This is a genomic window from Microcoleus sp. LAD1_D3 (assembly GCF_036702135.1).
In the GTDB taxonomy this organism is placed as follows: domain Bacteria; phylum Cyanobacteriota; class Cyanobacteriia; order Cyanobacteriales; family Microcoleaceae; genus Microcoleus.
Genome location: NZ_JAUBSB010000013.1, coordinates 106904 through 124674 on the forward strand (window position 1 = coordinate 106904; position 17771 = coordinate 124674).

Here is a 17771-nt window from a genome sequence, read left to right on the forward strand (position 1 = left end):
AATTAAAAATTAAAAATGCTAAATCAAAAACCTCGCGATTTTTAATTTTTAATTACCAAACGCCCCTCACCGCCGTGAAGCGAAGCTATCCCGTAGGGAATCGCCTATCTTATGATCTGTTGAGGGGGCGAATGCCGCTCACGCCTTCACGGAACTGTTCTACAGCTTCGGTGTAGCGAATCGGCAGCACGTACTCTAAGTTTTCGTGAGGGCGGGCGATAATGTGGGTGGACATCACTTGTCCGCCGTTAACGCGCTTCACTGACTCTACTCCGGCGGCGACGGAAGCTTGCACTTCGGAGACATCTCCTCTTACAATGACCGTAACGCGAGCGCTACCGATTTTTTCGTAGCCTACCAAGGTGACGCGGGCTGCTTTGACCATCGCGTCAGCGGCTTCTACCACTGCCGGGAAGCCTAATGTTTCGATCATGCCAACTGCAATTGCCATTGGTTTTACTCCTGATTGAATATTTGGGGAACTAAACAGTTAATTTTTGACGATCGCACAAATTTTCCTTAAACGAAATTTTTGTGCGCTAAGAACTTAGTAGCCTCGGAACTGTTCTACTGCTTCTGTATATCGAATCGGCAGAACGTATTCTAGGTTTTCGTGGGGGCGAGCGATGATGTGGGTAGAGACGACTTCTCCGCCGTTGACCCGCTTGACTGATTCCACTCCTGCTGCGACTGAGGCTTGGACTTCCGACACGTTGCCGCGCACAATTACGGTGACGCGGGCGCTGCCGATTTTTTCATAGCCCACGAGGGTAACGCGGGCAGCTTTGACCATAGCATCGGCCGCTTCCACAACAGCGGGAAAACCTTTTGTCTCAATCATTCCCACGGCAATTGACATTTTTGAATCTCCTTTGAGGATGAGCGAAATTACCGTTACAAATCTTTGAGAAATCTAAAAATTTGGACGGGGAGGCCCACATTTTTTAGTAATGCAGTGTAAAGCTTCCTATCCTATAAGAATAGGGGAATCTGTCCACCTTGACAATATAAACTAACATCATAATGTTTAATAACAAAAATTAAAATTTTTTATGTTACTTAAAATAATTTAATATTTATTTAATAATCTTAATATTTAGAGGGGTAGATACCGAGAGCGAGGGGGGATTAAAGTAAGTAAGAATACTCATAAAGTAGAGTTCGGTATGTGAAGCCGGAGCTGATCACTGCCTGGAAAATTGGGGATTTCAAAAGGGGGATCGCAGGGAAATCGGCAAAAAAGGCAGTCTTGACCCCTCGGCAGGGATTTTTTTCTTTGAGTGCCTCTTCTGCTCAGCCAGTAATTTTGTGTTGAGATAATTATCAGTTTTGATGCTTTAATGTATAGTTAATCTGGAGTGCAAATTATTTTGCCACAACTATACGATCGGCTTTAGTCAAAGTTTTAGGGCCTCGTGCGATCGCCCGCGACTGTTTTTGTATAAAGGCAGCCAGTAATTTCAAGTTTAAGGGATAAATTAAATGACTCAATTTCTCCTCCAAGCCTGTTGGTGGGTACCTTTATATGGCTTGATAGGCGCAATTTTAACTTTGCCGTGGTCTACGGGAACCGTTCGCAGAACAGGCCCGAGACCTGCAGCTTACTTCAATTTGCTGATGACGGTGGTGGCTTTCATACACGGGTCAGTTATTTTTACAGCGACTTGGGATCAACCACCCCAACAGTTGCTAGTGCACTGGGTGCAAGCAGCAGATTTAGATTTGTCTTTTGCAATAGAAATCTCCACCGTCAGCGTCGGAGCAATGGAGTTAGTTAGTGTTCTGAGTTTGCTAGCACAAATTTACGCTCTTGGCTACATGGAAAAAGACTGGGCGCTAGCTCGATTTTTTGGGCTGATGGGTTTTTTTGAAGCAGCAATTAGCGGCATTGCCATTAGCGACTCGCTGCTTCTAACTTACGCTTTGTTGGAAGTGCTGACGCTTTCAACTTACTTGCTAGTCGGGTTTTGGTACGCTCAACCGCTGGTAGTAACAGCCGCTAGAGATGCGTTTTTAACCAAGCGTGTAGGAGACGTGCCACTGCTGATGGGAGTAGTGACGCTTTCAACTTTAGCAGGAAGTTTGAATTTTTCCGATTTGGAAACATGGGCGGAAACTGCAACTTTGTCTCCCCTAGTGGCGACTCTTTTAGGTTTGGCTTTAATCTCCGCACCTACGGCCAAGTGCGCTCAATTTCCCTTCCATTTGTGGCTCGACGAGGCGATGGAAGGGCCCAACCCGGCTTCGATTATGAGGAATACGGTAGTTGTGGGCGCTGGGGCTTATGTTTTAATTAAACTTCAGCCTGTTTTAGCGCTGTCGCCCGTGACTGATGCGGTGCTGGTGGTGTTGGGTGCAGTGACTGCTGTTGGCGCTTCCTTGGTGGCGATCGCCCAAATCGACATCAAAAGAGCACTATCGCATTCTACCAGCGCTTCTATGGGTTTGGTGTTTATCGCCGTGGGGCTAAATCAAGTTGACATTGCTTTGCTGTTGCTGTTCGCACACTCGATCGCCAAGGGCCTATTATTCATGAGCGTAGGGTCAGTTATTGCCACAACTAACACTCAAGATTTAACAGAAATGGGTGGGTTGTGGTCGAAGATGCCTGCCACGACTACGGCTTATTTAGTAGGCGCTGCGGGGATGGTGGCGCTGTTGCCTCTAGGCAACTTTTGGGCGATGCGGCGCTGGCTCAACGGTTTTTGGACTCTGCCTTTGTGGCTGGTAATTGTGTTGCTTTTGGTTAATGGTTTGACGGCGCTAAATTTAACTCGCATATTCGGTTTAGTGTTTGCTGGAAAAGCGCAGCCGAAAACTCGCAGAGCTCCAGAAGTCGGTTGGCAAATGGCTTTGCCGATGGTAATTTTGACCGTAATGGGGCTGTTGGTACCTTGGATGTTGCAGGAGTGGCAACTTTTAATTAGTTGGACTGGGCCTTGGGCGGAAACGGGGGATTTTGATACTTTAAATTTGCTGTTGAAGACTCTGCATATTCCGCTGTTAATGTTATCTGGGTTGATTGGCGTTGCGGTTGGGGTGGCGATTTATTGGTACGGGGCTTTACCTCGACCGGTACGGCTGCCGGTACCTGCGTTGCAGGATTTGTTTGCTTACGATTTTTATATCGATCGAGTTTACCGCTTGACTGTTGTTTGGGCTGTGGCTTCGATTTCTAAAATCAGCGCTTGGACTGATAAGTATGTGGTGGACGGGGCGGTGAATTTGTTTGGTTTTGCCACAATTTTCAGCGGCGAAGGGTTGAAGTACAGCGGCACCGGTCAGTCGCAGTTTTATGTGTTGACTATTGTGGCGGGGGTTGCTGTGTTGCTGGCGTTGATTATTTGGCAGTTTTAAACTGTAGAGGTTGGCAGATGAATTTTTCGGGGTTTGTCTGCTTTTTGTCTGATGTTATTTAATCTTAAACCGCAGATGAGGGCGGATGAACGCAGATGATTTTAGTCGGGGTTTGTCTCCTTTTTTATCTAGTTTTACTCAAAATCGATCGGCCACAATTCGGTCACCGCAACTTCCCAACCGGGCAAAAGTTCGGGAATTGAAATCATGTCGCCGTCTCTCAATACAACTGGCTCGGCTGTCGGAGTGTAAATTGTTATTGTGCGCTTGTCTGGGTCGATTAATATTCCTACTTTGGCTCCGAGTTCGATAAATGATAAAATTTTTTCTCGCAGGGGTTTGAGGCGATCGGACTGAGATTTGATTTCTACAACTAAGTCGGGAACGAGTTCGGCAAAATACCTTTTACTTTGTTTGAGGCGAGCGACTACCACAAACGAAACATCGGGTGCTCTGATATCGGAATTGGGAAGGATAAACCCGCCCCTGGACTCAAAAACTCGTCCGAGTTTGCGAGGTTTGACCCAGTTCCCCAAAAGTCTGCCAAACTCAAGTCCAATTTCGCTCGATACAATGTCTGATGGGCCCATAAGGATAATCTTCCCGTCTACCAGTTCGAGTTGGTAGTCGAGATTTGCTTCCGAGAGTATAGCTTGCAGTTCTTCCAAGTCGGCAACGGTGAGGCGGGTGGAAGGAGAACCGGATTTAATTTGCAAATCTTCTCGATCTGTAAGACTTGAGGTCATAGGAGGATTCCAGAGACATTGGAATCTATGTTAACAAGAAAATCAGCCGATCGCTTTTATATGTAGTTGCTTTGCGTTAATGTTAAATATAGCTCTAAATACTGTGTAACAAAGGAAAGTTTTAATTGATGCTCAGTGCTTTAATCTGGATACCAATGTTGGCTGCTGCCCTGATTGGGTTCTGGCCCGGTTCAGTGAGTTCTAAAATAGTTCGGAATGTCGCGATCGCCATTGCGGGTATAACTTTTATTCTCTCGGTGATTTTGGCAGTTCAGTTTGATGCCAGTACCAGTCAGTTGCAGTTTGCGGAATTTATTCCTTGGATAGATGCTTTGGGATTGAATTACAATCTCGGCGTTGATGGTTTGTCTCTGCCTTTGGTAATTTTAAATACTCTGCTGACAGCGGTAGCTATTTACGCTACGGATGAGTCGATCCGCAGACCTCGACTTTATTATTCTTTGATTCTGTTAATTACTGGCGGCGTAACAGGGGCTTTTTTATCTCAAAATTTGCTGCTATTTTTCCTGTTTTTTGAGGTAGAATTGATTCCGCTTTACCTGTTAATTGCGATTTGGGGAGGCGAGCGCCGGGGTTATGCTGCTACTAAGTTTTTAATCTATACTGCATTTTCGGGAATTGTGCTGCTGGCTGCTTTCTTGGGGACTGGTTGGCTTAGCGGTGCTTCTAGTTTCGATATGGTTGGTCCAGCGGGCGCATCGCATTTGCAAGGAGGATTGCCATTACCTTTGGTAAGGCAAATTGTTTTGCTGGCAGGGGTGTTGCTGGCTTTTGGAATTAAGATGCCTTTAGTGCCTTTTCATACTTGGCTGCCGGATGCTCACGTAGAAGCTTCGACGCCGGTTTCGGTGCTGCTGGCGGGGGTGCTTTTGAAGCTGGGAACTTACGGGATGCTGCGCTTTGGTTTGGGTTTGTTTCCAGATGCGTGGGCTGTGGCGGCACCTTGGTTGGCGAGTTGGGCTGTGGTAAGCGTGCTTTACGGGGCTAGTTGCGCGATCGCCCAAAAAGATATGAAAAAAATTGTAGCTTACAGTTCGATCGCTCACATGGGCTACATTTTGTTAGCTAGCGCCGCAGCTACTCCGATTAGTATGCTGGGAACTGTTTTACAAATGGTTAGCCACGGCTTAATTTCGGCGCTACTATTCTTAACCGTCGGCATTGTTTACAAAAAATCCGGCACTCGCAACATCGATGTGCTTAAAGGTTTGTTCAATCCCGATCGCGGTTTGCCGATGATTGGCAGTTTAATGATCCTCGGCGTGATGGCTAGTGCCGGCGTTCCTGGTTTGGCTGGATTTATTGCTGAATTTTTGATGTTTCGGGGCAGTTTGCCAGTGTTTCCCGTGCAAACTTTGCTCTGCATGATCGGCACTGGTTTAACTTCAGTTTACTTTTTAATTATGGTCAACCGCGCCTTTTTCGGCCGCCTTTCGGATTTGGTGGTAAATTTGCCGCAAGTCCGCTGGCGCGATCGCATTCCTTCGCTGGTTTTAGCAATAATTATTGCAATCATGGGAGTGCAGCCGGGAGTTTTAGTTGCTTTGAGCGAGAAAACTGCGATCGGAATGGTAGCTAATGTGCCACCGCAAGTTAAAGTGATTGCTCACAACTTAGATTGATAGGATGTCCGGTCGATCGACCCCAATCCAATTCGTTTGTAGTGAGAATACAAGTCATCCTACAATTGTGAGGATGGCCATACTCACTACAAACAAACGCCGCCTACATAAACCGTAAAAATCCCGCTTTCTTCGAGATAGAGTGCCTCCTGGAGGGTAGGTATTTTTATATCACTAAAAAGTAAAGGTTTGTGTTTTTATGTAGCAAACATTACCAAAAATGATATAATAGCAGAGTTATAAACAGTAAAAAAATAGTTTTAAATTCAGGCTAAATCCCGATGAAAAGTACCGTATTAAAACCGTCTGCCCATCCCCTAGCCGCATACATTGACCTCTTGGAATCAGGCAAAGCTTTACTGCCTGAATCTACGGAAAATGTAGTTGAAGTTGTCGGCGTTCTTAAAAGTTATGCTATTGTTCTAGATGCCTATTCTCGCAATCTCAATTATATTGCCGAAGAACAGTTTTTAGTGCTTTTTCCGTTTTTTAAATATTTCAATGGGGAAGTCACTCGGCCGAAGTTAATGCGCTATTTGTGGCACGATCGCATAAATTTTGAGTATGCGGAATATTGCATGAGAACAATGCTTTGGCACGGCGGCGGGGGTTTGGACAGTTATTTGGATTCCCCGGAATTTAGCAGTTTGGCCGAAAAGGCGATCGCGGCTAAGCTGAAAGGCAATTTTTTCATGCAGGGACTCCATAAAGCATTTCCTGATTTTTTGCCGGAACAAGTGCGGATGCTGGCTTACTACACGGGTCTCGGTCAGTTTTGGCGGGTAATGAGCGATTTGTTTATTGATTTGTCCGATCGCTACGAAGCCGGTAAAATTAAGTCGATCGCTGACGTAGTTGATTTTGTCTTAGCAGGTTTGGTTAGCGCTGCCAGTCTACCAATTACCTACAGCGTCAAGATTCACGGTCAAGTCTACGATATCATTCCGGCGGCCGCTAACTTGACATTTTTACCAGATGTAGCAGTGCCTTATGTAGAGTCAATTTTCTTTCGGGGTACAGCTTTTTTTGGCACAGTTTCCTACAACGCTCAAGCTCATCAAATCCCGGAAAAACAAAAAGATTTTGCCTACGGGGCTTTGTTTGCTGATCCTTTACCTATTGGAGGTGCAGGGATTCCGCCAACTCAATTGATGCAAGATATGCGGCATTATTTGCCGGAGTATTTGCACGAAGTTTATCGCACTAGCTGTCGCGGTGAAGACGATGTGCGGGTGCAAATTTGTCAAAGTTTTCAAAAGTCGATGTTTTGCGTGACGACGGCGACTATTTTGGGTCTAGCACCTCATTCAATGAAGACCTCCGATCCAGAGGAAAAAAAGGCTAATCGAGCTTATTTGGAAGGTTGGATGGATAGATTTGGGAATTCTCGCTTGGATTGGGCCAATCAGCCAACTAACCGGGCTTGTCAGTTGTTCCCAGAACGGTAGAAGGGCGACTGGTTTTGAGGGCGCAATGTCTCTAGGAGTTGCAACCATATTACCTGAAGAAAGCAATTGCTTTCTTTTGGAGGGCGAAAGCTCATCCGGGCTATCGAAATGATATCACGTCTTGTCAAATAGCCCTTATAAGGCAAGTAGTGAAAACTTCAGTCCTCAAACTTTTATGAGGACTGAAGTCCTCACTACCAAACAATTTTATAGTAGTCATTTTAGCGGACATAATATGACATGATAAACTGTTTGTTTTCGGGTCATTGTGATTGCTTTCATAAGAGATATATCCGCTAACGCTTAGACTGGTAATGACAGGATAAAGCACTTCTTATTTCCGAACTATCTAGATTCGGACTAGAAGACTCAGACCGTGAGAGTCCGTGCCACAAGTTCCCAGCAAACCATAAGTTTCTGCTAAATCTTTGACTAAAGCAGTCTGTATGGGACTGGGTTTCCAAGGATTGGGATTAGCGTAAGCATAGTAGGTTTCTACACCGTCGATGCCGAAACTGGCTGCTTCTGGGATTAGTTTATCTGCAGTCAATCGATACCTGCAAGGATGTGCGAGAACTGCTAAACCTCCTGCTTCATGAATAGCTTCAATTACCCTGGCTGCGGAATAACAATAAGTGCCTTCTGTACTTTTACCTCGTAGGTAGGGTTTGAGACTGGGATGTTGCGGATCGAAGGCGTAACCGAGAATGTGTACCTCGTTGTTGAGCAATTCGGCATTAATTTCAGCGCCTGTCCAGAGACTAGGTGCTTCGCTATTTTGGTCGGGATGGTTTAATTTCCAATTATCCAGCCAAATTTGAGCTTTAACGTAGCCTTGGGTGCTGTGGTGGTCGGTGATAGCTAAGCCTTTGAGACCTCCGGCTATGGCTTGTTCCATCAATTTCTCTGGCTGCAATCGCCCGTCGGAGTAGACTGTGTGCATATGAAAATTATAGGAACCCGGACAGCTATCGGCCTCAATTGTCTGAAAGACTTGTTTGAGTGCTGAGATATTCTGGGCTTCTGGTTTGAGACTAGAAGCGGGGGAGGTAGCGAAATTGACAGCCATAAACGTTATTATAGAAAAAACTAGCTTTGTTTAATATATCTAATAAATTGATATGTTGCACCTGTGGCAATAGTCGGCTGTAGGATTGAAACATCTGGCGGATTGTTGCGTTCGGCACAAGATATCAATTCACTCGCACATCTAGCACAATTCTCTATCCAGGATTTTATCGTCCGGTGGGGGCGGGTTTATGAGATTATTGATTTTAGGCCATTTATAGTTGGTAAAACTCGCCTCTACAGGTTTATTGAGAATCCCACAAGATATCAATTTACGCGCACTTATGGCATCATTCTTAACAACAGGCTTTCCGGCCTGTTCCACAAAGAGTAAATTTTCTTGTGGGAAGTAGGGGTTGGGCATCCTGCCCCCCCCTTAAAAGGTTTGTGGAAAATGCCACAAGATATCAATTCAATCACACTTTAAACCTGCATCTGCGGCTGTGGGAAATTCGTTCGGCACAAAGGTAACGCCATATATTGCTGTAGAACAGGGTACAATATGCGCTACTCGTTTAGGAGGGTTTTTCCGATTTCCAGTCTTCAAGTCAAACTCAATTATACCCGTGGCTCCTTCGGCTTTAAAGTTTGGATCTGCTAAGGTTTTTTGCATTCCTTCACGGCTGGGTTCCGGCTGCATTTCTAGGGCTTTAATCAGCGTCCGGGCGGCGTCGTAGGTTAAGGCCGATCGAGTATTCACCGGGCCTCCCCACAATTTTTCCGCGTTGACAGGAAATTTTTTGTCAAAGCTTGCTAGCGGATGCCAAAACAGGGATATTCCCAGTTTTTCAATAGACTTTAGCTGTTTTGCTACTTCTAGCGTTCTCGGCTCGTACAGAGTCCAGGGCCCGACAATCCAATTGCGATCGCCGTTAGCTTTAATCATTTCGATCGCATTTTCCAGGGAATTAGTGACTTGACCGTCGGGAATGAGAAGTAATGCTGTTTTTCCGGCTGTCTCAACTTTTTGGATGGCTGCTTCGGCGTTAAAATTATTTTTAGATAAGTCGTAATAATTACTTATTCTAAAAGTCGAGCCTCCTTTTGCTTCAAATTGCTTTTTGAATTCTTCCCACAAAGAAGCGCTGAATGGACTGTTGGGATTGTAAAATACTGCGACTTTTTTCTCACCAACCAAGAGCAGTTGATTTGCCAAAGATTCAGCTTCTATGCTAGTTGTCGGAGCCGTCCTAAAGAAAAATTTTCGAGGTTTTCGCGTCAGTTCTTCTGTGGTGCTTCCCGGAGAAATGGCGATTAGTTGATTTTGATTGTAAATATCGACTGTTTCCACAGTCATGTCGCTGGTGTAGTGTCCGATGACTGCTAAAATATCGGGCTGGGCGACCAGTGAATTAGCCCTCTGAACGGCGTAGGGTTTGAGATTTCCGTCATCAGCAATGATGACTTTGAGACCTTTTTTTCTAATAGCTTTTGGTTGGAGAAATCCTTGACCGGGAAAATCTTTATTGCTGCTGTCATTGGGTTGGATGAGACCTAAATTAACTTCTGTTTGTGCTTGAGCAATGCCGCGCAGCAGTTCTTCGGCTAAATTTGCGTTGAGGATGCTGCCGTCCAGATTTCTGCGGATGGGAACAACAATTGCGATCGTGTAATATTCTGCATTTATTGCCTTCAGCAGGGCATTGTTGATGTAAATTAAAGTTTCTGGATCTCTGCGGTCTTCCCGCCAGGACTGTTTGAGCAATTTTAAAGCTTCGGGATAATTTGAGTCGCCAAACTCATTGATTCCTCTTTGTTTTGACCACAGGGCGGAGGTTTGCACTAGGAGTTTTTCGCCGGAACTTACACCATCTGCGGAGGGTGTAGCCAGCATTGGTTGCGGGGAAATTCTGGGGATTAGCGGGGAAATTCTGGGGATTAAAAGTACGATCGCCCCAAAAGCCGCAATTCCCGCAAAGCCGAACAGCAGCCAGCGAAACCGCGATCGCAACTTCCGCGAAGTTTTGCGTAACTCGGGCCGTGCGACGATCGACAAATCTAAGTCTTGTAAAACTTCATGCACAGATTGGTAGCGGTCTTGAAAGTGGAAACGCACCATCTTGGTTAAAATATTTTTGAGCTTGTCGCTAACAGGTTCAGATATTAAATAATCCCAGACAATTTCACCAGTTTCGGGGTCTTGCGGCAGATAGGTGGGACGCCGCCCGGTGAGGGCTTGAATCGCGATGATTCCTACTGCATAAATATCATTGTAGGGTTGCGGGAGAGACCGTGTATCGTGTTGTTCAGCAGGCATATAACCCCTGGTGCCGATCGCCTGCGAGCTGAATATTTCACCAGTAGAGTTAGAGGTAAAAGTGCCTATTTCTTTGACCGCCCCAAAATCAATTAAAACAATTTTTTTATCTGTTTTGCGCCGAATTAAGTTAGAAGGTGTAATATCGCGGTGAATAATATTTTCTTGGTGGACGGACTTTAATATTTCCAGAACTTCCCGCAAAAAAGCAACGGTTTTTTTCTCATTCCACCGATCACCCGCAGTGAGTTCTTGACTAAGCCGATGTCCTTTAACGTATTCTTGCACTAAGTAAAAATAATCGTTTTCTTCAAAGCTATCGAATAATTCGGGAATGCGCGAGTTGTTGCCGAGACGGCGCAAAGCGCTAGCCTCCCTTTCAAATCGGTTCCTTGCCCTCTCCAAGACGCGCGGATCGTTCGATGGGGGAAAAGGAATTTCCTTAACAACGCACAGAGGATTATTAGGTTGGTTTATTTGTACAGCCGTGTAGGTTCTAGCAAACCCTCCCTCTCCCAACAAAGCGAGAATTTCGTACCTTTCATGCAGGATATGCCCTAAGTTGACACACATAAATTTTCCAACACCTCTTGACAGGCTGCGGCTTTTAATGTTGATTATAAGGACTTAAACCAAAAATTAGTCCCTTTTATGGTAAAATCCATTGTAGTGTAGTTGGCGCTTCCACGTCGAAAAACTCTCATAAAGGAAACAGCTCCCACCGCCATGCCCCCATGCTTGGATAAATGGTGTCGTCGCGAGAGACGATGTTTTTACCCACAAATCCCAAAAAACGGGGTTCACCCTCATCATAGATAACTCAGGTAAGGGCGAAAAAGTGGCTCTTTAACTGCAAGAGTTGGCAGACAATATATGGCGTGAAATCGCCCAAACTGATAACTGGGTAGTCTTAGTAACTACACATTTATATGAGGGAGTAAAAAGTCTGTCATTAGATGTAAGCTTTTAAGCATTTAAACTATGAGCAGAGCTTTACATTTTAAAGTTAAGACTGTTAATACCGCCGCAGTTGGTAGCAGTGCTAGGAAAAATTATCCCGGTAATTTTAAGCGGCGTCTGAAAGAACGATTGGCTCCTTCTAATGATTTTAAACTCGAACGTTTTGGCTTTATTTGATATCATTACGGCGCAGCCGGAATTGATATCAAATCCGCGCTTCATCGTCGGGCGTAACGTCGAATCAACCTGCCAACCAATAATTCACGTAATTTTCATTCTTTTGACTCACCGTCAACAGTCAAGAGTCAACAGTCAACAATCATTCCGGTGCAACCGGAATCGATATGATTCCTCTACAAAGCCAATAAAAGAGCGGTGTAAATTCCAGCACCAAGAGCAAATGCCCAAAACCGACTTTCTCGTTCTTCGGGCAATTCTTCTTTGAGGACGTTGAGAACAATTCCTCCGGCTAAAAAAGCAAATAAAACTGCGATCGCAGTTTTTCCAATTTCCGTAGCGCTACCCAACACCCACCCCACAATAATAGCTGCTGCTAGTATCCAGCGCCCGATGCGGTCATAAATATGCTTGTGGTGTTCCCGCAAACCAGAGTCGTTCACTGCAAAGTGCAGTGCCATTGCACAAGAAAACAACAGCAGATTGGTAATGCCCGGTTGTTCCCGATGCACCAGCAGATAGCCAATCAGAGCGTTGTAAATTGAAAAAGAGGCAATGTGCAACCAAAAAACACCAAGACTGGTCACATCCTCTTCGCCACGCTGACGAGATAAATTTGCCATTTGCTCCAGGCCGTAAAATACAGTCAATCCTAACAAAGCTATTAAATAAACGTGGTGTTCTAGATAGGAAATAACTCCTGCTTCTACTTGCTCTAATACCGCTTGGTGCAGATTTAATTCCGGTAAAATATGCACAAAAACATAAGCTACCGAAACCCCACTTGCTGCTGAAAGCCAGCCACTGCGAGGAATAAGAGCAAACCGCAACTTGCCGGAAAATAAATGGGTCAGCGCTAAACCAATGGCACTCAACGCGGTTAAAGCTAAAGTATTAGGAGCCGATCGTAAAGCTGCTGTTATTACCATAATTCTGCTCAACCAAATTAATCCTATCCTAAAGCTTTAATGACTTGGCGATACCGCTCTTGCACATCTTTCTTGTCTTGCTCCTGAGAGATTTGTTCGCGGCTACTATTTAAAATCATCTCCGCGTGACGGCGTAAAGCTTCTCGTTGTTTGGAATTGTGGGTGTAAGTGGCGATGCAAGCTATAGCTTCCAATAAGCGAATTGTTACCGCCACATCTGATTTACTGTACTGGCGAAGTTGGTTAAAGGCAGCATCGACTAACCCTTCAAACGTCACTCCTTCAACAATGACGCGCAAATTCTGTTCATCGTCGTAGCGATACGGCGAGGGAAAATCCCTTTGAGCGAGGCGGGATAATCCGGCGCTGAGTCGATCGATACACCGAATCGCAGTAAACGGATCGTTGACAGCAGGAGAAATCGCACGCAAGGCAATTTCAACTAATTGATCGATTGGAAATTCTACATCTTGATATTCAGTCCGTTCTTTGCCCAGAATAAAAGCATCGTTAATCTGTTGGTTCAAGCTTTGATTCACCTGTTTTTCCGGGAAAACCCTCGCTAAATCGCTGCCATTGACGATAAACTTTCCCGGTCGAGTTGTAAGACGTACAAGCAGATTGTAATGACGGGAAATTTTCATTAATTCGTCGTCATCGATTGCTTGTAAATAACCCTCGCCAGTCGCTTTGATTGAACTTGCTTCCGAGTCAAAATTTGCAGGAATTTCTACCATCTGTCGCGAGTTGTTCGCCTTACCTTCTCCAATTTTTTGGGGAAACAGACGCTCTAGAGCTTTGTCTAAATCCCCACTAACCTGAGTAATTACATGGGACGCTTGAATAATGGTTGATGCGTGATGGATAAAGTAAATCAGTACGCCGATACTGGCAATTGCCAATCCGGTACCAACTGTAACCGAGAGTTGGGGTACAAAGAGACTGTATCCTTCTCCTTCTCCATGAATGGTTCGCAGTACGAGTAAACAGTAAATAAACGTGCCAATGAAAGTGCCAAGCACGATTTGATTGCCCGTATCCTGCATAAAATTACGCAGCAATCGGGGACCAAAATTTGAACTCGCCAACTGAAGCGCCACAATAGTAATGGAAAAAGCTGTAGCAACAACGCTGACCATTGAACTGGCAACCGATGAAAGAACCGATCGCGCACCATCGGCTCCACCCGTGTAAATCCACCTCCAGTTTGGTGTATTACCCGTGCGGTCAAGTGTCAGCATTGCGATCGCTAAAATCATCGACGCCACCGCCATCAACGTTGGGATAAACCAGTAGCTAGAGTGCAGCGAGTCCCAAAGTTTGCTTAACTTGACATTTTTCATGAGTTGGGGTGGGGTGAAGATTATCGGTTGCCGTTGCCGTCTTGTTGCGATCGCTGTTCAATTAGTTGTCGCAGAGAACCGCTGATGCTGCGGGGTTTGGGAACTTCGCCATTACCAGCGGGCCATCCTTCCCGTTGACGTTTGCGATCGCCATCCGTCTCTTCGGTTTGGTCGTGAAACAAAATTTGCTGCGTAGGAAAGGGCAAGTCGATGCCATTGGCAGTCAGCTTTTCCTTAATCGCAGAAAGTACCTTGTCCCGCGATCGCAGATCGTCCATTCGTCGTGGCGGAGCAATCCACCATCGAGCGCGGATATTGACGCTACTTCCTGCAAGTTCCATCAGCAGCACGTCAGGAGAAGGGTCATTCAAAACCTCATCCACACTCTGCATGGCTTCCATCATTAACTGCTTGGCTCGGTGAATATCATCGCCGTAGCCGATACCAACGTCGTATTCCATCCGGCGTTTATCAAAGGCGGTATTCACAGTAACAGAATTAATGAACAATTCCGCATTGGGAACTACAATCCGGCGACCATCATAGGTTCGGATTGTTGTAGCGCGAGTTTCAATATTTTCTACGGTTCCCTCAAAGTTTTTAAACACAATCTGGTCATCGATTTGGAACGGTTCCGTCAAAAGAATTAGGATACCAGCTAGGAAGTTTTGTAAGATATCGCGAAAGGCAAAACCAATCGCTACCCCGCTAATTCCCAGCAGTTGCACCAAATCGCCTGCTTTAAATGTGGGAATTATAATCGACAAGGCAATAAACAGACCAACCAGAACAGTAATACCCTGCGCTAACCTTCCCAACACCAGTCCCAAATTCCGGGATTGGCGGTGGTTGCGGGTAAGCCGCCTGACCGCTCTCTTAATTGACCTCCCAACAAAGAAAAAGATTCCGAAAACAACTAACGCTAGTATCATATTAGGCAGCAGGACAATGAAGCCATTGATCATGCTCTCAATCTTGTCCCAGACTCCGGATATTTCTGCTGTCATACAACTTCCTCTTGCATCAGTCGTTATTGATAGTGTTAAAATTCGCCCTGTCAAACTCTATCTTAAGGCTGTAGATTACTGTAAATATTGGGGATAGTGCGTTACGCAGAAAGCTAACACACCAACAATTTTTTTCAAGTGGATATCGAAGCCACATCTTGACCGTTGAGTTTTTCTGCGATCGCATCCAGCACCCTCTGTTCTGCTTCGGAAACCTCTCCGCTACTTTCGGCAATGCGACGGCATTGAGCTAATAGCGGTACTGCAAAGTCCGGGTTAAGTTGCTCTAACAATGCACCCAATGGTTGAGGGGACTTGATGTTAGCAGCAATCCTTTTGAGAGAATCGGCATTTAATTGCAATGCCTTCAATTCTGGCAGAATATCTTCCCAGTTTTTGTTGGGATAACTAGCCAAAATCATGTGAACCATAATTTGATCCATGCCCGCTTGCTGCGCGATCGCAACATCGAGATATTTCTCGCTTTGTTGCTGAATCGCTTGCAGCGTTTCGGTTCCAGGTTCTTCAGTATCTTCCCTCAGTTTGGCTTCGTAAAACTGGCGCGCCGCATATCCCAGCGCGTACAGCATCGTAGCATTCGTACTCGCACCAATCATCGCGCCAGCCAGCGGTACGTTGCGTAAAAAGCCCAAACCAGCTCTCATTGCGTTGCTACCGCCTAGTGCTAACCCAAAAATTGCCAAAACCTCGCCTTTTCGGGCTGGCTGTTGCAAATCCATCCCATAAGCGGCGGCAATTTCATAAACCATTTCGGTTTGAATTGCAGTAGTCGCGGCTAAATCGATCGCCAGCAGTGCAGCCGCGACACCAGGTAAAATGCTGCTAGCAAATCCCACACCACCGGCGTGGATCGCTTTTTCTACCATAATGCGATGGGCAATTTCGCTGGGATCTTCATTGGGATACTTTTGTTGGAGTTCCTTGACTTGAGCTTCGGCTTTGGCTAAGTCGATGCGATCGCTGACCCCAACTAACCAATCAAGCCTGAGTACCCCTGCCACTTGTTTAACAAAGGGAAGATTGCCAACATAAGTTACCGCATCTCCGGTTCCTTGCGTCGCTTGTCCAATCAATCGATAAGTTTGTTTAGCAGCAGCTTCCCCCAGATTAAATGCTGTGTCAACAACCGCTTTGCCTGTATTCAGTGCAGATTCTGTTGTCTCGGCAATGAAATTTAACAAACCAGGTTTTTGCTGTGAATTAGTTTCTTTTTTTGGGCTTGATTGGTGATCCATCACTGTTTTTTCAATTAACTACAATACGCCAGGTTTTCTGCTTGGACGTAGCCTCTCAGAGGCACTGTAATCGGCACCCAACCATCCGTTCCTACACTTTCAATCGTCACTCTTCGTCCATTCGCGACGACTCCAACGCTTTCCCCATCAGTGGAAGGCGCTTGATGCACATTAATTCCGGTTTGGGTTGCAACTTGGCGGCAGTTAGTAGGAGGCGGGGGAGTTGCGACTTCACACGCTCCGAGAAAACCACCATATACGTAACCTTGTATGGGGGCTGTAATTGGTATCCAGCCATTCTCACCCAGACTTTGAATCGTCACATTTCGCGCGGAATTTATGATGCCAATCGCTTCGCTGTTAGCCGTTGGTTGTCGCCGAACATTAAGACCATTCCTCGCAATAACCTGGCGACAGCTATCCGGTACTTGCGCTAGTAAAGATTCACCTTGAATCTGTGTTTTATTTGTATCAGCGGCGAACGAGGGAGCAACTAAAACCGTTGCCGTTAACAAGATCGAACTTGTTAACCTTGTATATTTTTGCCAAATCCTCTGCTCTTGCATCGCTTTATCTCCTTTTAAATCTCTATGCCAAAACCTTAGAAAAGGTTTTTAGCTCGTTCATCTTCTCCAAGAAAGGATGAATCATCATCACAGTGGTATAAAATCATTCGACTCGCTGCTGTGCTTGTTGAATTTTCTGGTTTTATCATCGCTAATCAAGCATAAACGCGAGGTTTGCGAGCACCAACAGCACCACCACTCATTGCCGCTGCCAAACCCAGCAAAGAGCCAACTAGAAATGACCAAGCAGCTTTAGCTGTATTACCAGCTATATCGCGAACTTGATTTGAATCTACATTCGGCGCTTGATTCGGTATATTAACGCCGCCCTGTTGTTGTACTTGATTGGCAATTTCTCCAGCATTAGCAGCGGCAGCGCCAACAGCACCCGATATCCCGCTTGCTAATAACCAAGAACTAAGTGTTAATGTAGCTCCCCAAAGAATTGCTGCATTCAAAAGTGCTGTTTTCTTAGTCATTGGGCCGCAGCTTTGAGCCATCACCCAACCGCCTAAAAATAGGGAAATCAGCAAACTGATAATCGACCAAATTACGACCCCAAAACCAACGGAACCTGCATCCGCCCCTGTTGCACCGGCGCTTAATCCGATCGCCATTGCCAAAGCGCTTAAAATTAGTTGAGTACCCAGAGCGATCGCAATTCCTGCCAAAATTGGCCCCCACCTCACTTGGTCGTGGTAATCCACCAGCGGATTGACGATTGTAGGATCAGTGAGTTCACTGCCCGATCGATCTGGATTAGTCATAAAAGATTAACTCCTGCGTTACGTTGTTACTTGTTTTCCGTTGCTTGTAGTTTAATTTTACTTAATAAGTATTACTAGAATATCTACCGAGGGGCATAATATTTTCTTATTTGATGATTTTAACGATCAAAAGTAGTAATTTCGCTCATAAATCGAAATCTCATTCAGAAAAAACTCCAGCAGCTAGTTAGATATGTCCTTATTTTTGTACGCTCTCGCGTAGTTGAGGTGATAATAAAACCTGAGA

The 17771-nt window shown here is 45.4% G+C and carries 16 protein-coding genes and 1 pseudogene; 5 read left to right on the forward strand and 12 right to left on the reverse strand.

What is annotated here, in order from left to right; all coding sequences use genetic code 11:
* Positions 1-109: 109 nt before the first annotated feature.
* The 3 genes from QUA74_RS10340 to QUA74_RS10350 form a co-directional block, all read right to left on the reverse strand.
* On the reverse strand, positions 110-451 hold the full coding sequence (locus tag QUA74_RS10340; RefSeq protein WP_006635058.1) for a carbon dioxide-concentrating mechanism protein CcmK: 342 nt from the start codon (positions 449-451) through the stop codon (positions 110-112).
* A gap of 96 nt (positions 452-547) precedes the next feature.
* The gene (locus tag QUA74_RS10345; protein ID WP_006635059.1) at positions 548-859 is read right to left on the reverse strand and encodes a carbon dioxide-concentrating mechanism protein CcmK; all 312 of its coding nucleotides are present in this window, start codon (positions 857-859) and stop codon (positions 548-550) included.
* 506 nt (positions 860-1365) lie between these two features.
* Positions 1366-1491, reverse strand: coding sequence for a hypothetical protein (locus QUA74_RS10350; protein ID WP_333327720.1), 126 nt, complete (start codon positions 1489-1491; stop codon positions 1366-1368).
* On the opposite strand from QUA74_RS10350, the gene QUA74_RS10355 reads away from it, so the two are divergent.
* On the forward strand, positions 1483-3357 hold the full coding sequence (locus QUA74_RS10355) for an NAD(P)H-quinone oxidoreductase subunit F (protein ID WP_333327723.1): 1875 nt from the start codon (positions 1483-1485) through the stop codon (positions 3355-3357). The two genes, QUA74_RS10350 and QUA74_RS10355, sit on opposite strands and share 9 nt — an antisense overlap.
* 134 nt (positions 3358-3491) lie before the next feature.
* On the opposite strand, the gene QUA74_RS10360 is transcribed toward QUA74_RS10355, so the two are convergent.
* Complete coding sequence (locus QUA74_RS10360; RefSeq protein ID WP_333327726.1) at positions 3492-4103, reverse strand: Uma2 family endonuclease; 612 nt, start codon at positions 4101-4103, stop codon at positions 3492-3494.
* A 128-nt stretch (positions 4104-4231) separates the two neighbouring features.
* Here QUA74_RS10360 and QUA74_RS10365 point away from each other — a divergent pair, with 128 nt between their 5' ends.
* Both QUA74_RS10365 and QUA74_RS10370 read left to right on the forward strand, forming a co-directional pair.
* Positions 4232-5746 (forward strand): NADH-quinone oxidoreductase subunit M, encoded by a 1515-nt coding sequence (locus QUA74_RS10365; protein ID WP_333327729.1) that lies wholly within the window; start codon positions 4232-4234, stop codon positions 5744-5746.
* A 281-nt stretch (positions 5747-6027) separates the two neighbouring features.
* Positions 6028-7194 carry a CO2 hydration protein gene (locus QUA74_RS10370; RefSeq protein ID WP_333327731.1) on the forward strand — a complete coding sequence of 389 codons (1167 nt, stop codon included), beginning with the start codon at positions 6028-6030 and terminating at the stop codon, positions 7192-7194.
* 349 nt (positions 7195-7543) lie between these two features.
* On the opposite strand, the gene QUA74_RS10375 is transcribed toward QUA74_RS10370, so the two are convergent.
* Both QUA74_RS10375 and QUA74_RS10380 read right to left on the reverse strand, forming a co-directional pair.
* Positions 7544-8263: a PHP domain-containing protein gene (locus QUA74_RS10375; RefSeq protein ID WP_333327734.1), complete on the reverse strand. Its 720-nt coding sequence runs from the start codon at positions 8261-8263 to the stop codon at positions 7544-7546.
* Between the two features lie 411 nt (positions 8264-8674).
* Complete coding sequence (locus QUA74_RS10380; protein ID WP_333327737.1) at positions 8675-11092, reverse strand: bifunctional serine/threonine-protein kinase/ABC transporter substrate-binding protein; 2418 nt, start codon at positions 11090-11092, stop codon at positions 8675-8677.
* Positions 11093-11221: 129 nt separating this feature from the next.
* On the opposite strand from QUA74_RS10380, the pseudogene QUA74_RS10385 reads away from it, so the two are divergent.
* Both QUA74_RS10385 and QUA74_RS10390 read left to right on the forward strand, forming a co-directional pair.
* Positions 11222-11480: pseudogene (locus QUA74_RS10385) on the forward strand (IS701 family transposase); the annotation flags it as partial.
* 20 nt (positions 11481-11500) lie between these two features.
* Entirely contained in the window at positions 11501-11656 is a 156-nt protein-coding gene (locus tag QUA74_RS10390; RefSeq protein ID WP_333327740.1) for a hypothetical protein, read from the forward strand.
* 176 nt (positions 11657-11832) lie between these two features.
* On the opposite strand, the gene QUA74_RS10395 is transcribed toward QUA74_RS10390, so the two are convergent.
* The 6 genes from QUA74_RS10395 to QUA74_RS10420 form a co-directional block, all read right to left on the reverse strand.
* A complete protein-coding gene (locus QUA74_RS10395) occupies positions 11833-12585 on the reverse strand; it encodes a hypothetical protein (protein WP_333327743.1) in 753 nt (250 codons plus the stop codon).
* Between the two features lie 23 nt (positions 12586-12608).
* Positions 12609-13928: a DUF2254 family protein gene (locus QUA74_RS10400; protein ID WP_333327746.1), complete on the reverse strand. Its 1320-nt coding sequence runs from the start codon at positions 13926-13928 to the stop codon at positions 12609-12611.
* Positions 13929-13948: 20 nt separating this feature from the next.
* On the reverse strand, positions 13949-14935 hold the full coding sequence (locus QUA74_RS10405) for a mechanosensitive ion channel family protein (RefSeq protein WP_333327749.1): 987 nt from the start codon (positions 14933-14935) through the stop codon (positions 13949-13951).
* 134 nt (positions 14936-15069) lie between these two features.
* Positions 15070-16191: a hypothetical protein gene (locus tag QUA74_RS10410; RefSeq protein WP_333327752.1), complete on the reverse strand. Its 1122-nt coding sequence runs from the start codon at positions 16189-16191 to the stop codon at positions 15070-15072.
* A 14-nt stretch (positions 16192-16205) separates the two neighbouring features.
* On the reverse strand, positions 16206-16757 hold the full coding sequence (locus QUA74_RS10415) for an SH3 domain-containing protein (RefSeq protein ID WP_333327755.1): 552 nt from the start codon (positions 16755-16757) through the stop codon (positions 16206-16208).
* Positions 16758-16912: 155 nt separating this feature from the next.
* Positions 16913-17524, reverse strand: coding sequence for a hypothetical protein (locus tag QUA74_RS10420; protein ID WP_333327757.1), 612 nt, complete (start codon positions 17522-17524; stop codon positions 16913-16915).
* Between the last annotated feature and the right edge of the window lie 247 nt (positions 17525-17771).

Coding starts and splice junctions, on each gene's coding strand:
- QUA74_RS10340 (WP_006635058.1), bottom strand. CDS start 451: ATGGCAATTGCAGTTGGCATGATCGAAACATTAGGCTTCCCGGCAGTG.
- QUA74_RS10345 (WP_006635059.1), bottom strand. CDS start 859: ATGTCAATTGCCGTGGGAATGATTGAGACAAAAGGTTTTCCCGCTGTT.
- QUA74_RS10355 (WP_333327723.1), top strand. CDS start 1,483: ATGACTCAATTTCTCCTCCAAGCCTGTTGGTGGGTACCTTTATATGGC.
- QUA74_RS10360 (WP_333327726.1), bottom strand. CDS start 4,103: ATGACCTCAAGTCTTACAGATCGAGAAGATTTGCAAATTAAATCCGGT.
- QUA74_RS10365 (WP_333327729.1), top strand. CDS start 4,232: ATGCTCAGTGCTTTAATCTGGATACCAATGTTGGCTGCTGCCCTGATT.
- QUA74_RS10370 (WP_333327731.1), top strand. CDS start 6,028: ATGAAAAGTACCGTATTAAAACCGTCTGCCCATCCCCTAGCCGCATAC.
- QUA74_RS10375 (WP_333327734.1), bottom strand. CDS start 8,263: ATGGCTGTCAATTTCGCTACCTCCCCCGCTTCTAGTCTCAAACCAGAA.
- QUA74_RS10380 (WP_333327737.1), bottom strand. CDS start 11,092: ATGTGTGTCAACTTAGGGCATATCCTGCATGAAAGGTACGAAATTCTC.
- QUA74_RS10390 (WP_333327740.1), top strand. CDS start 11,501: ATGAGCAGAGCTTTACATTTTAAAGTTAAGACTGTTAATACCGCCGCA.
- QUA74_RS10395 (WP_333327743.1), bottom strand. CDS start 12,585: ATGGTAATAACAGCAGCTTTACGATCGGCTCCTAATACTTTAGCTTTA.
- QUA74_RS10400 (WP_333327746.1), bottom strand. CDS start 13,928: ATGAAAAATGTCAAGTTAAGCAAACTTTGGGACTCGCTGCACTCTAGC.
- QUA74_RS10405 (WP_333327749.1), bottom strand. CDS start 14,935: ATGACAGCAGAAATATCCGGAGTCTGGGACAAGATTGAGAGCATGATC.
- QUA74_RS10410 (WP_333327752.1), bottom strand. CDS start 16,191: ATGGATCACCAATCAAGCCCAAAAAAAGAAACTAATTCACAGCAAAAA.
- QUA74_RS10415 (WP_333327755.1), bottom strand. CDS start 16,757: ATGCAAGAGCAGAGGATTTGGCAAAAATATACAAGGTTAACAAGTTCG.
- QUA74_RS10420 (WP_333327757.1), bottom strand. CDS start 17,524: ATGACTAATCCAGATCGATCGGGCAGTGAACTCACTGATCCTACAATC.